Source organism: Amycolatopsis sp. NPDC049691 (genome assembly GCF_040675005.1).
Classification (GTDB): Bacteria; Actinomycetota; Actinomycetes; order Mycobacteriales; family Pseudonocardiaceae; genus Amycolatopsis.
Map to the genome: position 1 here is coordinate 783,212 of NZ_JBFANX010000001.1, position 14,609 is coordinate 797,820.

Sequence of the window (14,609 nt, forward strand, 5' to 3'; positions counted from 1 at the left end):
CGCCGGGGGACAGGACCGGTCCGCACCCGCGTTGTACGTTGTCCACGAGCCGTCGACGCCGATGGGACGCTTTGGCCGCGTGGCTAGGAGGCAGGGTGCTGGAAGCGCTGGGCATGACTCCCGACGAAGAACGGGTCTACCGCGTGATCGTCGGCGGCTACCGGACCGCACCCGACGAGATCGCCGGCCAGACCGGCGTGGGCCGCGGCGAGGTGGAGCCGATCCTGGAGGTCCTGCTGGCGAAGGGGCTCGTCAGCATGGCCGACGGGCACTACATGTCCGCGCCACCGGATGTCTCCCTCGGCCCGCTGCTGGTGCGGGGCCAGGAGAAACTGGAGGCCGCCAGGGCCGCGGTGTCCCAGCTCGCCGAGGAGTACCGCGGCAGCGCACGGCGGCGTGACTCCGCGCAGCTCGTCGAGGTCGTCACCGGGGCGGACGCGATCCGGCGGCAGGCCCTCGCCATCCAGCGCAGCGCCCGCGAAGAGTCCCTGTGGTTCTGCCTGGAGGGCAACGTCGCGATGGCGGCGTCCGAGAACGTCGAGGAGGCGCTGGCCCAGGCGCGCGGCGTGCAGTACCGCGTGATCTACGAGACCGGGCTGCTCGAAGAACCCGGCCGGATCGTCAACGTCCTGGAGGGGATCGAAGGCGGCGAGATCGCCCGCTCGATTTCGAAGCTTCCGGTGCGTCTGGCCATCTCCGACCGCAAGGTGGCGCTGTGCCCGCTGGTCAGCCACGACAGCACGGGCGAGCCCACCGCCGCGCTCGTCCGGGAAAGCAGCCTGCTGTCCGCGCTGGTCGCGTTGTTCGAGGTCTACTGGGAACGCGCGTCGCCGCTGCGGATCGGCGACACCGCGCCCACCGCCCACCTCGACCCCGACGAGCGGCGGCTGCTGTCCCTGCTCATCGGCGGGGTCAGCGACAAGTCGATCGCGACCCAGCTCAACGTCAGCTACCGGACCGTCCAGCGGCGCCTGCAGGACCTCATGCGCCGGGTCAACGCCCGCACCCGGATGCAGCTGGCCTGGCAGGCCAGCAAGCTCGGCTGGCTGGACGAGCCGAGCCCCGGGTACCTCCTGCAGCCAAGCGGCGGAAGGCACCCGGAGCCCCTGAGCGACGTCGTTCCTAGCTGAGCCCGTACGCCCGCAGCACCGTCTGGTCGACGGCGTTGCCCGCGTTGTCGGTGGCCTGCACCCGCAACGCGACGTAGGAGTTCGTGGCGCCGAGCGCCGGGTGGTCGATCGTGGCCTCGTAGGACTTCCCGGTGCGCCTGACGTCGACGGCGCGCCAGGTCTTGCCGTCGTCGTAGGACGCCCAGGCCCTCATCGACCGCACGTCCGGCGCGGCCATCCCGTCCTGGAACCGGGCGGTCAGGCCGATCCTGGCCTTGCGTCCGGCCGGGAGCCGGTTGCCTGCGTCCGCGTCGACCGTGTAGTCCAGCTGCAGCAGCGGAAGCAGCGCCGGGGCCGCCGACCGGGCCGAGCGGAACGTCCACGACGTCTGCGTACCGGTGCCGAACAGCCACTCCGGCGAGTCACGCCGCACCGACAGGTCGAGCCGGTAGGTCGCCGGGTCCGCGCCGGCGGGGAAGGTGCCGAAGGCGTACGGCTGTTCCGACACGAGATTGCCGTCGCGGAACAGCTTCGCCGACGTGACGGCGGGGCCGGCCTGGTCGTCGCCTTCGTTGAAGCCGTAGTGCCCGGCCTGGCTGTCGACGAACTCCGGGATCCGGATCTGCAGCTTGTCCCCTTCACGGGTCGACTCCGAGCCCGGCACGCCACGCGGGATGGCCGGCCGGACGACCGGCGCGAACCAGTCCTCGGTGATGTTCTCCTTCCCCGTGTAGGTGCGCGGCGCCGCGGTCATGCCGCCCTGGAGCGGGGACATCTCGTCCCAGATGAGCCCGTGCTTGACCCGGTGCTGCCACAGGACGTCCCCGGAGCTGACGTACTCCACCCGCGTCGACGGCGTCGTCACGTACCGCTGGTACTCGTTGACGGCGAAGTCCTGCCACGGCTTCCACGCGAACCGCTGTTCCTTGGCCTCACCCCCGCTGCCGGTCTGGCGGTAGTGGGTGGTGACGGTCGCGGTGTTCGCCGCGGTGACCCGGTGGACGGGCTGGTCCGGGATCCGGTCGCGTTCGGTCTGCACCACGTCGTAGAGGTACGGGCTGACCGCGACCCCTTGCAGGCTCAGGAGAACCGGGAAGCGCTTGATCTTCTCGAGCAGCGCGAGCCCCTCGCCGCGGTCGAGCTGGACGGTCGGGATCTTGAGGAACGGCGCCGCGCTGATCGACGGCACGCTGTTCGACGGCACCGAGGCGGTGCCCCAGCCGTCCGGCACGACGATGAAGACGATCGCCGCCCCGGCGTCCGCGGCGGCGCGGGAGACGTCGTCGCGGTTGTAGTCCGCCGGGTCCGGGTCGACGATCGCGGCCTTCCCGCGCACGTTCTGGAAGTCCGCCGGTTTGCCCTGCCCCGCGGAGACGGCCTGCAGCAACCGCCGGCCGTCCAGTTTGGGCGAGCCGGCCAGGTAGCGGTTCGTCAGCGCGTCCCGGCCGCCCAGGACGTTCACCGTCAACGGCGGTGCGATCCTCGACCAGCGGGAGCCGAACTCGAAGGCGCCGGTGGTCACCTTCGGGGTCGGGGTGACGCGGAGTTCGCGGGTGTAGTCGAACTGCATGGCGTAGTTCGCGATCCGGCGTGGCCCGAGTTCCCGGTAGGTGTAGTAGCTCCAGATCCCGGCCTGTTCGGACGGTTGCGGGGTCTGGATGTCCACCTTCACCGCCTTGCGGGCGTCCAGCACGACGGTCGTGTCGCCGGTGATCCGCAGCTCCGGCAGGACGACCTGGGACACGGTGAGGCCGTCGCGGGTCCCGTCGACCTCGGCGGTCAGGTAGTACACGCCCGCGCCGAGCTCGACCGTCAGGCTTCCGCCGCCCAGCCAGGTGTTGACGTCGAAGCGGTAGTCCTCGCCGTACATCAGCAGCCACGGCGCGACGGCCGGCTTGCCCTGCAGGTCGAGCGCAGTGAGGGTGACCTTGTGCTTCGGCGCCGTCTTGTCCGCGCCGAGCGCGGTGTGCACCGCCACCCCGTCGGCCGTCGCGGTGAGCCGCCCGCTGTAGGTGCCCGCCGCCAGTTTCGCCGGGTCGCCGGTGATCGTGACGCTCGCCTGCCCACCGGCCGGAACGTCCACAGTGGATTTGTCGACCCGGATCCCGGAGCCGGCGGGGACACCGGCGAGGGACTTGGCGTCGAGCGCGAGCTTCAGCGAAACCGGCGTGGTGCCGACGTTCGTGTAGGTGACCTCTTTGGACACCGCGCCCTTGCCGTCCTCGACCGCGCCGAGGTCGAGCGTGCCGGTGCCGAAGACCTGCTGCTTGACCGCGCGGGCCACGTCGACCCGGCCGCCGCCCTGCTCGAACACCGAGAGCCCGGTGGCGGTCAGGGACGTGCCGGCCAGCGCGTCCTTCAGCTGCCGGCCCGTCCAGCCGGGGTGCTGCTGGGCGAGGATCGCCGCCGCGCCGGCGACGTGCGGCGTGGCCATCGAGGTGCCGGAGGCGGCGGTGTAGTGGTCGTCGACGACGTCGCCCATGGCGGTCCCCGCGGCGCGGGCGGCGACGATGCCGACGCCGGGCGCGGTGATGTCGGGCTTGACGGCGTTGTCGCCCAGGCGCGGGCCGCGGCTGGAGAACGGCGCCAGTTTCTCGTCCCGGCCGACCGCGCCGACGGTCAGCGCGGCCTCGGCGGTGCCCGGCGAGCCGACCGTGTAGGCGCCCTGCTCGCCGTCGTTGCCCGCGGCCACCACGAAGAGCGTGCCGGTCTGTGCGCTGAGCGCGTCGAGGCCGACGCTGAGCGCGTCGGTGCCGTCGGTCGGGCCGCCGCCGAGGCTCATGTTGACCGCCTTGGCGCCGGAGTGCGCCGCCCACTCCATCCCGGCGAGGACCCAGGACTCGTAGCCGAAGCCGTCGTCGTCGAGCACCTTGCCGACGAGCAGTTTCGCGCCCGGCGCGGCGCCCTTGAGCCGGCCGCCCGAGGCGGCGCCGGAGCCCGCGATCGTCGAGGCGACGTGCGTGCCGTGGCCGAAGTGGTCGGTCGTGTCGGGGCTGGTCGTGAAGTTGACCGCCTCGCTCACGCGCCCGGCCAGGTCGGGGTGGGTGGGGTCGTAACCCGTGTCGAGGACGGCGACCGTGGTGCCGGTGCCGTCGTAGCCCGCCGCCCACGCCTCCGGGGCGCCGATCTGCGGCACGCTCCGGTCGAGGGAGGCCCGGACCTTGCGGTCGAGGGAGATCCGCTCGACGTCGCCCGACGAGGCCCAGAACGCGGCGGCGTTCGCCTTGCTCGCCCGCGCGGACCGGCCGTTGACACTGGTCAGCGTCGCGCCGAGGTCGGCTTTCGCGGTCGTTTTCCGGAGGTCGGTGCCCTTGCCGTAGGTGAGGATCAGCGGGAGGGTCGCCGACTGCTCGTCGGCGTAGCCCTCGGCGATCAGCTCGGTGACGTCGAAGAGGGTCCGGTCGACCTGCTTCGCGGCCAGCCGCGGGGTGACGTCCTCGGGGAAGACGCTGAGGTGGCCGTCGACCTCCTGCTGGTGGAACCGGATCTTCTCCCGGCCCGGCGAGGGCTGGACGGTGGCGGCCTGCTTGCCGCCGGGCTGCCGTTCGACCTGGACGACGTCCCCGGTGAGCAGGGTGACCGAGTGCCGTTCGGCGGCCGCGGGTGACGGTGCCGCCGTCGGGCCGGGGACCGCGCCCGCGGCTCCGGCGGTGCCCGCGGCGAGGGTGCCGACGCAGGTCAGGACCAGAACAGATGATCTCCAGTGCATCGCACCAGGCTCGCCCGGCCGCCGCGATCCGTCACTAGGGCGGCGGCGTCCGAATCACGACACGTCGCATCTTCGTCAGCGGAGGCAAGTGGCCGCCGACAGCGCCGGTCGGGGCGAGCCGTTGCTCGACCGGGAGCGGGAGGCCTAACGCCACCAAGGGCGATGGCGTTGGGCCGCCACGACGTTCGCCGGCTCGACGAGTTCCGCGAGCCGTGCCGCGAGGTGCTTGATGTGTTCGTGGACCCACAGCGCGCACGCCAGGTCGCGCACCGAAGCGCCGGGTTGCTGGAGGAGGTCCGGGAACGTGGGCGGGGCGAGGATCGGTACGTCGCCGTGGTCGGTGCGGTCCAGGCGGGATGCGAGGTGGTCGTACCAGGCGGCGAGCTGGCCCGCTTGGTCGCCGAGGAGCCGGCGGAACGGGTCCGGCTCGACGTGCGGGTTCGGGAGGCCGGCCAGTGACTGCGCGGTCAGCCGCGAGCGGACCGTGCCCATGACCAGCCGCCACAGGTCGGGTTTGGGCACGTGCTTGGTGCCCTGCTCGCTGAGGAACCCGCGGAGCGCGTCGTCGAGGCGGGCTCCGGCCGCGGTCGCCGCGGCCGGGGCCGGCGAGTCGTGGCGGAGGCCGAGGGCCCAGTTCGCCGCCGCGGCCAGGTACGCGCCGCCCGTGCGGAACGCGTCGGCGAGGTCGTCGGCGACGACAGCCCGGGCGCCGCGCGGCCAGAACAGCGCGCCCGCCACCAGGCACACCGCGCAGCCGATCGCGACGTCTTCGATCCGCACCACCCCGATCCGCCAGCCGGCCGGTGCGAGCAGGTTGAACAGCACGGACACCGTCACCGTGAAAGCGGCCTGGCCGGCGGTGAAGGGCAGGGCGCCGGGCGCGTAGGCGGCGACCAGCACCGCGATCGGGAGGGCGATCCACAAGGCGGGCGCGCTGGTGCCGATCACCAGCAGCAACAGCGCGCCGACGACGACGCCGAGTGCGGTGCCGAGCAGTGCCCGGAGCGCGGTCGACCCGGTTGCCGCCGCGTTGCCGCGCAGCACCGACAGAGTGCCGAGAACCACCCAGAACCCGTGCTCGACCCCGCTGACGCCGGCGACCACGACCGCGGCGGTCAGGGCCACCGCGCCGCGGAGGCTGTTGACGAACCACACCGACCGCAGGCTCGTGTGGGGGGACGCGACCCGCGTCAGCGACGCCAGTGACAGCCCGCGCGGACGCCGGCCGCCCGGTGTCGCGGCACTCGCTTCGACAGCCGCGGCGCGGACGGCGAACGCGGCGGTGCGGGCGTGGAAGGACAGGTGCACCGCGTCGGCGTAACCCGGGTCGCCGGAATCGAGGTCGCGCAGCCACGCCACGCTCGCCTCGATCCGGCGGTCCAGTTCGTCCGCGTCGAACGAGGCTGCCCGGCCGGACACCAGCCGCGTGACCGTGCGCAGACAGGCGGCGGTTTCGGCGAGGAGCTGCCGTTCGACTTCCGGCGCGCCGCCGAGGTCCGGGTATTCGCCGAGGGTGTCGGCGATGACCGAACCGCACCACTCGAGCAGGCCCACCAGGTTGTCGAGGGCCTGGTCTTCGGCGGCCAGCCCGGTCTGGCGGTACGGCGTCGCGGTGAACTCGTCGATCAGGTGGTGCTTGGCCTCGACCACTGCTTCGTGGGCGGTGCCGACGTCCGGGGCGCCGCGCAGGGCCGCGTCCAGGTAGTCGGCCATCGCGCCGGCCGCCCGGGCCGCCGCGTCACGCAGGGTCGTGGCGGGCGAGCGGGGGGACAGCAGCAGGACGGCCGCGGTGCCGACCACCGACGCCAGCCACCAGCCGCCGAGGCGGGCGGGCACCATGCTCATGGCACCGGGGGAGGCGGCGGGGAGGACGTAGGCGAGCAGTGCGGCGGTGCCCCCGGCGGCCGCGTTCGGTCCCGCGACCCCGCCGAACAGCACCAGGAAGGCCACGACCAGCGTGACGACCGCGGCCAGCGGCAGCGACGCGCTGGCGGCGGTGCCGACGACCAGCAGGACACTGCCCACGACGGCGAGCCCGAAGTGCGCGCGCAGCTTGTCGAGCCGATCGCCGCCGAACGAGGCCATGACGAGCGTGGCGAACCCGCCGAACGCCGCGAAGGTCGCCACCTGCAGGTCGCCGAGCACGGTGATGCTGAACGCGAACAGGGCGGGCACCACCAGCGTGGCACGGACGGCGCGCAGGGCCGCCGCCGTCGACCACTGGGGAACCCACGCTCGAAGTGCCACCCGGCGGGCCGGCCGGGCGGGGGAGTCGATCGCCACCGGGCGAGCATAGTCGGCGGCGACGCCGCGAACAGCGGGTTGACGACGTCCTGCCGGGAGCTGTCCGGATTGGACGGCGATCGTCAGGTCTTGCGGACGGCGCCGGTGAATCCCGCGATGAACAGCGTGGCGAACGCCCAGGCCAAGAGGCGTAGCGCCCAGCCGATCAGAGTGAGGGCGTGACCGGCCGGGGTGTCGGTGGTGTCGCACCGGGTGCGGGCGCCGGTGCTGATCAGCGGGGTGCCGATGTCGAGGCCGACGCCGATTTCGTCGATCCAGGCACAGGGTGCCGGTGTCGCCGGGGGCGGGGTGCGGACCTGGGCGAGCGCACCGTGACCGCCGATGACCAGCGCAGCCAGGACGGCGGCGGTGAGGACCGCGGTGAGGGCGATGAGCGCACGCCAGGGTTTGTAGCCGTAGCCGAGCAGCAGGCCGGTGACGCGGGCCCACGTGCGCTCGGCGCGGCCGGTGAGGGCCCGGCGCTTGATTTGGTCGTGGCGTTGGGCGATGAGGACGCGGCGGGCTTCGCGGTCGTGGCCCGCCGCGCGAAACGCGGCAGCCAGGTGCTGGTACGGCTGGGCGGCATACTCCGGTGTGCCGTGGCGAAGCAGCGTCAACCACTCCTCCGGCGGGACGCCCAACGGCAGGCCGGTGTAGGTGAGGCCGTCGATACTGACCAGTTGCTCCGGGACGGTGAGGTGCTCCAGCTTGTCCGGGGCGAACACCAGTGCGCCGCGGACGGTCGCGTAACTCAGGTCGATCACGACTTCGTCTTCGCCGGATCCGGTGGCTTCGAACCCGAAGCCGATGTACAGGTTCTGGTCGACCCGCAGGCTGTCCGCGGACAGGGCCGGTCCGGAGCTGTTGGACAGCCGCGCACCCGTGAGGATGAATCCTCCCCCGAAGTGGCCGCCGCGCATCCGGATCGCACCTTCTTCGCCGGATCCGCTGGCTTCGAACCCGTCGCCGAAACGCGTGTTCTGGTCGACTCGCAGGTTGTCGACCCACAGGGCCGGCCCCGAGTCGTTGACGAACCGCGCGCCGGCGCAGTCGAATTCGCCGAGGTGCGCACCGAGCATCCGGACCGCGCCCAGTTCGCCGGACCCGATGGCTTCGAAGCCGTCGTTCAGACGCAGGTCCTCGTCGACGCGCAGACGGTCGGCGCCGAGGGCGGGCCCTGAGTCGTTGACGAACCGCGCGCCGGCGCAGTCGAGCCCGGCGACGTGGGCACCGAGCATCCGGACCGCGCCGTATCCGCCCGATCCGGAGGCCGCGAATCCCCCGTCCAAGCGCACGTACTCGTCGACGCGCAGGCGATCGGCGGTCAGGGCGGGGCCGGACGCATTGGACAGTCGCGCGCCGGACAAGGTGAGCTGTCCGCCGACCTGGGCGCCCGGCAGCCGGATCGCGCCGTCTTCGCCGGAACCGGTGGCCTCGAATCCGTAGCCGAGGATCAGGTCCTGGCCCACCTGCAGGCCGTCGGCGACCAGCGCGGGTCCGGAGTTGCCGACCAGCCGCGACCCCGAGCAGTTGAGTTGCACGCCGATTTCGGCACCCGGTACCCGGACCGCGCCCGGCTTGCCCGACCCGGTGGCCGTGGACCCGTTGTGCAGGAACGCGCTCCGTTCGACCCGCATACCGTCGGCGGTCAAGGCCGGCCCGGAGTCGTTGACCAACCGCACGCCGTCGCAATTCAGCACACCGAGGCGTGCCTCGGGAAGGTGCAGGGCGCCCTCGCGGCAGTGTGCGTCGAGGCTGGTGCGGCCGAGGTGGACGACGGCAGCCGTCAAGCGGGCGCCGTCGAGGGGCGGCTCGGTCGGGTGGCTGAGCCGGCATCCGACCAAGCTGAGCGCGCCGAGCGTGGCGTCGCGCGCGGTTATGCCACCGTCGAGCAGGCAGTCGACGAGTTCGAGCTCGAGGACGCTGCTGATGTTCTCCAGGTCGAGCCGGCCGGCCACCCGTGCTCCGCGGAGCCGTAGTCCGTGCGGATCGGGGTCGTCGACGTGCCGGCCCCGCAGGATGTCCCGGATCACGGTGGCGGAGATGGTGTGGGTGTCGTCCCACGCCGACATCGCCGCGTCGTCGAGCGGACCGTAGACCGCGAGGTCGAGCATTTCGCCGGTTCGCACGTGGTCGACCAGCGCTCGGTCGGCCGAGGTCAGCGACTCATCGTCTGCCGTGGTAGCCACGTCTCTCGCATCGCTCGGCGGCGCAGGGGTGTTAGTGCCGGGACGGGTGTCTGCACCGAAGCCGGGCCCGTTCCGGTGTTAGCTTGGCACCATGCTGGTGGGCGCGGACGAAGTCGCGGTGTTCGAGGGGGCAAGGCCGCGGTTGGAGGCGATCGCGTACCGCCTGCTCGGGTCGGCGACCGATGCCGAGGACGCCGTGCAGGACACCTTCCTGCGCTGGCAGTCCGCCGACCGGGAGCTCATCGAGACGCCCGAGGCCTGGCTGACGAAGGTGCTCACCAACCTCTGCCTCAACCGGCTCACCTCCGCGCGCGCCAAGCGGGAGACCTACGTGGGCCAGTGGCTGCCCGAGCCCGTCTTCGCCGGCGACCGGATGCTGGGTCCGTCGGACACCGTCGAGCAGCGTGAATCGGTCTCGATCGCGATGCTCACGCTGATGGAACGGCTTTCGGCCCGGGAGCGTGTCGTGTACGTGCTGCGCGAGGCGTTCGGCTACTCGCACGGCGAGATCGCCGAGGTGCTCGACCTGACCGAGGCGAACTGCCAGCAGATCCACCGGCGCGCCAAGCAGCATCTGGCCACCGACCGGCGCCGGGTGGCGGTCGACGCGGGCGCGGCCCGCAAGATCGTCGAGGAGTTCCTCGCCGCGGCGCTCAGCGGCCGGACCGACTCGCTGGTCAAGCTGCTGACCGACGACGCGACCAGCGTCGGCGACGGCGGCGGCGTGCTCTTCTCGCTGCCGCGGCCGGTCACCGGCGCGGTGCGGGTGGCGCGGTTCCTGCGCGGGCTGTTCGCGCCCAGCGCGGCCAAGTGGGACCTGATCGGCGGCAAGCCCGACCTGTACGCCGAGGTCACCAACGGCGTGCCCGCCCTGGTGCTGGTGGTCGGCGACCGGGTCGCCGGCGTCGTCTCGCTGGACGTCACCGCCGAGGGCATCGCGGCCGTCCATGCCCAGGTGAACCCGGCCAAGCTCGACCGCGCGGCGCGCCAGTGGGCCACCGCCGACCACGGGGAGCCACTCGCCGGCGTCTGGTGACCCGGATCACACCTCACTGCTGTCAGGTTTCGCGCCGCTGCCCGGTTCAGGGAGCGACCCACCAGCCGGACAGGAATGAGGGAAACCATGAAGCACCGCATCGTCGTCCTCGGGGCCGGGTACGCCGGGGCCAACGCGGCCGGGCGGCTGGCCAAGCGGCTGCACCCCGCCGACACCGAGATCACGCTCGTCAACGCCGACCCCGAGTTCGTCGAGCGCGTCCGCATGCACCAGCTCGCGACCGGCCAGGACCTGCGGCCGCGCGCCCTCGCCGATCTCTTCGCGGGCACCGGCGTGCGGGTGCGGATCGCCCGGGTCGCCGCCGTGGACGCCGACCGCAAGACCGTCGCCCTCGACGACGGCGAACTCGCTTACGACACGCTCGTCTACGCCCTCGGCAGCACGGCCGCCGACGCCGGTGTCGCCGAGCACGCGCACTTCCTCGCGGGCAAGCAGCAGGCGCTGCGGCTGCGCGAGCGGCTGACCGGGCTCGCCGCGGGCGAACCGGTGCTCGTCGTCGGTGGCGGCCTCACGGGGATCGAAGCCGTCACCGAGATCGCCGAAGCGCGCCCGGACCTCGACGTCGCCCTCGCCGCCCGCGGCGGGCTCGGCGACTGGCTGAGCGAGAAGGCCCAGCGTCACCTGCGCACGACGTTCAACCGGCTCGGCATCACCGCGCACGAGCACACGGACATCGCGGGCGTCGAGCCGGACCGCGCGGTGACCGCGGACGGCCGCGTGCTCCCGGCGCGGGTGACGGTCTGGACGGCCGGGTTCGCCGTGCACCCCATCGCCGCCGCGACGACGCTCTCGGTTTCCGAGACGGGCCAGATCGTCGTCGACGAAACGATGCGGTCGGTCTCGCACCCGGACGTCTACGCGGTCGGGGACGCCGCGCTCGCCCCGGGCGCGAACGGCGCCCCGCTGCGGATGTCGTGCGCGTCGGGAGTCCCGACGGCTCACCAGGCGGCGGACGCGATCGCCGCCCGCCTGACCGGCCGCGGGCTGCCGCAGAACAAGATCGGCTACACCGCGCAGTGCATCAGCCTGGGCCGCCGCGACGCGATCGTGCAGTGGGTGACGCCGGACGACCGGCCCAAGCCGTCGGCGCTGACGGGCCGGACGGCCGCGCGGCTCAAGGAAGTGATCTGCTCGGCCGCGGCTTGGAGCGTCTCCCACCCGACGTCGCTGCTCCCGGTGCGCCGGCGGCGCACCGTCCAGCTGCCCGTCCTGGCGAACTACTGAAGCCGCCTCCCCAGGATTTCGACGAACCCGTGGTCGGCGTCGAGGCGGAGGTGGTCGCCGGTGTGGATCACCGCCACCGGGTCGTCGTCGAGGTCGCTGAGCGCCGGTACCCGGGTCACCACCGCGCCCAGTGCCGCCTTCGTCGTCACCACCGTGAAGACCATGCCCAGCGGCGCCGTGCCGAGCAGGCGGGTCGACTGGAAGAACCCCGACCAGCCCGACGAGCCCTTCGCGCCGGGGAACACGAGGATCTTCCCCGTGAAGCACACTCCGTGCAGCTCGTGGCGGCGTTCGATGATCGTCCCGGTGGCCGGGTCGATGCCGCCCCAGCCCGAGATCGTCTCGTGCGAGACCAGCGCCTCGCCCTCGACGATGCCGGGGACGATCGTCCGCCCGCGCAGGACCGTCATCGCAGGTCACCGCGCCAGCGCCCGGTGACCGCGGCGTCGACGCAGTCCTCCAGGGACCCGAACCACGCTTCGATCCCGAGGATCGCGGGCAGGTAGTGCGCCTGCTTCGCCGAGTCGGTGGCGAAGACGCGGGTGCCCGGCGGTGCGACGCGGGACATCGCCGGGCACGAGTCGGCGAGCAGCCGCCCGCCCGCGGCCTCGATCACCGCGGTGTAGCCGCTGCGGTCGGCCACCGCCTTCAGCGCCCGGGGCGCCATGATCCACAGCTGCGTCCCGGAGTGCAGCCGCTTGCCGTCCAAAGCGCGGGCGGCGGCGCGGATCTGGTCGATCGACGCGTGCGGGCAGCCCAGCAGCACGAAGTCGACGTCGGTCGAGCGGCCCTGGTCGTTCAGCGTGTCGTAGACCGCACGCCGCTCACGGAGTCCATAGTGGACGGCCGAAGGCGCGCGGCCGCGGAAGGCCGCTTCGACCGTCGGCGCCTCCGGCGTGATCCCCGGCAGGTGGTACAGCTCGACCCCGCCGGAGGAGGCCGCGGCCGCGCCGAAGTGCTTGAGCTCGACCAGATCGGGACGCGGGAACGCCCCGGTGACCACCGGGCGTTCGTCCTGGACCAGCCCGCCCGCGAAGTAGCCGAGCATGCCCCAGTCCATGAAGTCGCGGACGCCCGCGTCCACCTCCACGAGGTGCGTGCCGAACCGGTTCTCCGGAAGGTGGTTGCCCCAGCAGGGAATCTTGCCGGTGAGCGACGCCGCCCCGGTCGACGTCCCGCCTTCGCAGTTGGTCCGGGCGCCGAGCACGGAGTTGGCGTACACGACCGCCGACGACTCCATCCACGCGCAGTGCTCGCCGCGGACCGGGAGGTTGCCGACCTGGTACGGCGTGCAGGTCGCGAGGATGTTCACCCCGCGCCGCCCGTAGAACGCTTCGGCGTCGCTCTGCAGCTCGACGAACTCCTTCGGGTAGGGCACCACGCCGAGCGAGTCCGGGCCGAAGCCCTGTTGCAGCTGGCAGGTCGGCACCCGCATGTCGGGGATCTCGACGGCGTCGTCGCAGTCGAGGTTGAGCACCGCGAACGCCTTGTTCCAGCCGCCCTCGGCCACCAGCTTCGCCTTCACCGGCGACGGCTGGGTGCTCGTGCCGGCGACGTTGCGGGTGTCGCACAGCTTTTCCGCGCCCAGCGCTTCGCCGTAGCGGATGAGCAAGTCCATGGCCGCCGCGACCGCGGGCCCGTCGGCGCCGTCCCGCATGGCCTTCTCGTCGTCGGTGAGGATCACCGCGCGACCTCCTGCGGCGAGACCGCCGGGACCGGGTCGGTGACGCCGTTGGTCTCCGGACCCCGCCGCACGGCCTCGAACATCAGCAGGCCGCCGAAGACGATCAGCGCGATCGGGGTGAACTCGTACGGCATGATCGAGCTGAGCGCCAGCAGCCAGAACGTGTAGAGGCCGGGCAGGATCAGGCCGAACATGTAGCCGATGCCGTAGCCGCTGGCCCGCACGGACGCCGGGAACCGCTCGTTGAGGTACACGAGGATGACGCCGAGCGGCGCGGACGGCAGCACCTTCGCCACCACGGCGATCAGCGCGATCAGCCACGCGGGCGCCCCGGCCCGGCCGGCCACCGCGAGCACCGCGAACGCGCCGCCCACGACGAACGTGAGCACCAGCGCCCAGCGCATCAGCAGCGCGCGCCTGCCGATCCGCTGGCCGACCGCGGCGAGCACCAGGATCAGCACGATCGTGAGGCACGAACTGATGATCTCCACCGTGGACGACAGCCGCGGGCTCTGGTCCAGCACCTGCACCAGCAGGGTCGGCAGGAACGACACCGACATCTGGGTGGCGAACCAGTACCCGCAGGTGAACAGGAAGACGCTGAAGAACAGCGCGCGGTGCGTGGTGAACAGCTCGGCCACCGGCTGGCGCCCCGTGCGACGTCGCCGGAACACCGAGTCGTCCTCCTTCACGCCGCGGTAGTGCCACAGGTAGACCAGGCCGAGCACGAACCCGAGGAAGAACGGGATCCGCCAGCCCCAGGCCAGGAAACCGCCGTGGGGCAGCACGTCGAGCAAGCCGAGCAGGAGCAGGTTGATCACCAGGAACGACCCGGGCGCGCCCACGCCGATGAGCCCGCCGACCCGGCCGCGCCGCGCGGGCTTCGCCTGCTCCAGCGCGAGCGGCATCGGGGCGGCGTACCCGCCGGCGAGGAAGATCCCGCCGATCAGCCGCAGCACGGCGAACACCGCGATCGCGCCGTAGTTCCACGTCGCGAAGCCGGGCAGCAGGCCGATGAGCAGGGTGACGATCGTGAAGCCCCAGCCGCTGATCATGGTGACCGGCTTGCGCCCGATCCGGTCGGACAGGTTGCCGAAGATCACGCTGCCGATCGGCCGCGCGAGCAGCCCGACCGTGAACAGCAGGGTCGTGAACGTCGCGCGGATCGTCGGCGACAGGTTCGACGGCATGAAGTACGCCATGGCGGCCGGCAGCACGAGCGCCGGGAGGTACACGTCGAAGCTGTCGACGAACATCGAGAACGCGCCACCGCGGGCGGAGCGCCGTTCGTCGGCTTCGGTGATGACGGTGGACGGGGGGACGTCGGGCAGCGCCATTGCGGCCTCCTGATCGT

At 72.5% G+C, this 14,609-nt stretch carries 9 protein-coding genes; 3 read left to right on the forward strand and 6 right to left on the reverse strand.

Features of this window, described 5'->3' with window-relative positions; genetic code table 11:
• The first annotated feature begins 95 nt into the window (after positions 1 to 95).
• The gene (locus AB0J40_RS03755; RefSeq protein ID WP_364446998.1) at positions 96 to 1,130 is read left to right on the forward strand and encodes a helix-turn-helix domain-containing protein; all 1,035 of its coding nucleotides are present in this window, start codon (positions 96 to 98) and stop codon (positions 1,128 to 1,130) included.
• On the opposite strand, the gene AB0J40_RS03760 is transcribed toward AB0J40_RS03755, so the two are convergent.
• The 3 genes from AB0J40_RS03760 to AB0J40_RS03770 all read right to left on the reverse strand — a co-directional run bounded on the left by AB0J40_RS03760 (position 1,123) and on the right by AB0J40_RS03770 (position 9,290).
• Positions 1,123 to 4,818: a S8 family serine peptidase gene (locus AB0J40_RS03760; protein ID WP_364447001.1), complete on the reverse strand. Its 3,696-nt coding sequence runs from the start codon at positions 4,816 to 4,818 to the stop codon at positions 1,123 to 1,125. The two genes, AB0J40_RS03755 and AB0J40_RS03760, sit on opposite strands and share 8 nt — an antisense overlap.
• Positions 4,819 to 4,962: 144 nt before the next feature.
• Positions 4,963 to 7,101: an FUSC family protein gene (locus tag AB0J40_RS03765; protein WP_364447004.1), complete on the reverse strand. Its 2,139-nt coding sequence runs from the start codon at positions 7,099 to 7,101 to the stop codon at positions 4,963 to 4,965.
• A gap of 83 nt (positions 7,102 to 7,184) precedes the next feature.
• Positions 7,185 to 9,290, reverse strand: a complete 2,106-nt coding sequence (locus tag AB0J40_RS03770) for a hypothetical protein (RefSeq protein WP_364447007.1) — start codon at positions 9,288 to 9,290, stop codon at positions 7,185 to 7,187.
• A gap of 91 nt (positions 9,291 to 9,381) precedes the next feature.
• Between AB0J40_RS03770 and sigJ the strand changes: the two genes are divergently transcribed.
• Together sigJ and AB0J40_RS03780 are read left to right on the forward strand one after the other, a co-directional pair.
• On the forward strand, positions 9,382 to 10,326 hold the full coding sequence (gene sigJ / locus AB0J40_RS03775; protein ID WP_364447008.1) for an RNA polymerase sigma factor SigJ: 945 nt from the start codon (positions 9,382 to 9,384) through the stop codon (positions 10,324 to 10,326).
• 87 nt (positions 10,327 to 10,413) lie between these two features.
• The gene (locus AB0J40_RS03780) at positions 10,414 to 11,571 is read left to right on the forward strand and encodes an FAD-dependent oxidoreductase (protein WP_364447011.1); all 1,158 of its coding nucleotides are present in this window, start codon (positions 10,414 to 10,416) and stop codon (positions 11,569 to 11,571) included.
• Here AB0J40_RS03780 and AB0J40_RS03785 read toward each other — a convergent pair.
• From AB0J40_RS03785 to AB0J40_RS03795, 3 genes are read right to left on the reverse strand one after another with little or no spacing between them, the layout of a single operon-like run.
• Complete coding sequence (locus tag AB0J40_RS03785; RefSeq protein ID WP_364447014.1) at positions 11,565 to 11,981, reverse strand: DUF126 domain-containing protein; 417 nt, start codon at positions 11,979 to 11,981, stop codon at positions 11,565 to 11,567. The genes AB0J40_RS03780 and AB0J40_RS03785 overlap by 7 nt on opposite strands.
• Positions 11,978 to 13,255, reverse strand: a complete 1,278-nt coding sequence (locus AB0J40_RS03790) for an aconitase X catalytic domain-containing protein (RefSeq protein ID WP_364447016.1) — start codon at positions 13,253 to 13,255, stop codon at positions 11,978 to 11,980. Before AB0J40_RS03790 ends, AB0J40_RS03785 begins: the two co-directional genes overlap by 4 nt.
• Complete coding sequence (locus tag AB0J40_RS03795; protein ID WP_364447019.1) at positions 13,252 to 14,592, reverse strand: MFS transporter; 1,341 nt, start codon at positions 14,590 to 14,592, stop codon at positions 13,252 to 13,254. Before AB0J40_RS03795 ends, AB0J40_RS03790 begins: the two co-directional genes overlap by 4 nt.
• Positions 14,593 to 14,609 lie beyond the last annotated feature (17 nt).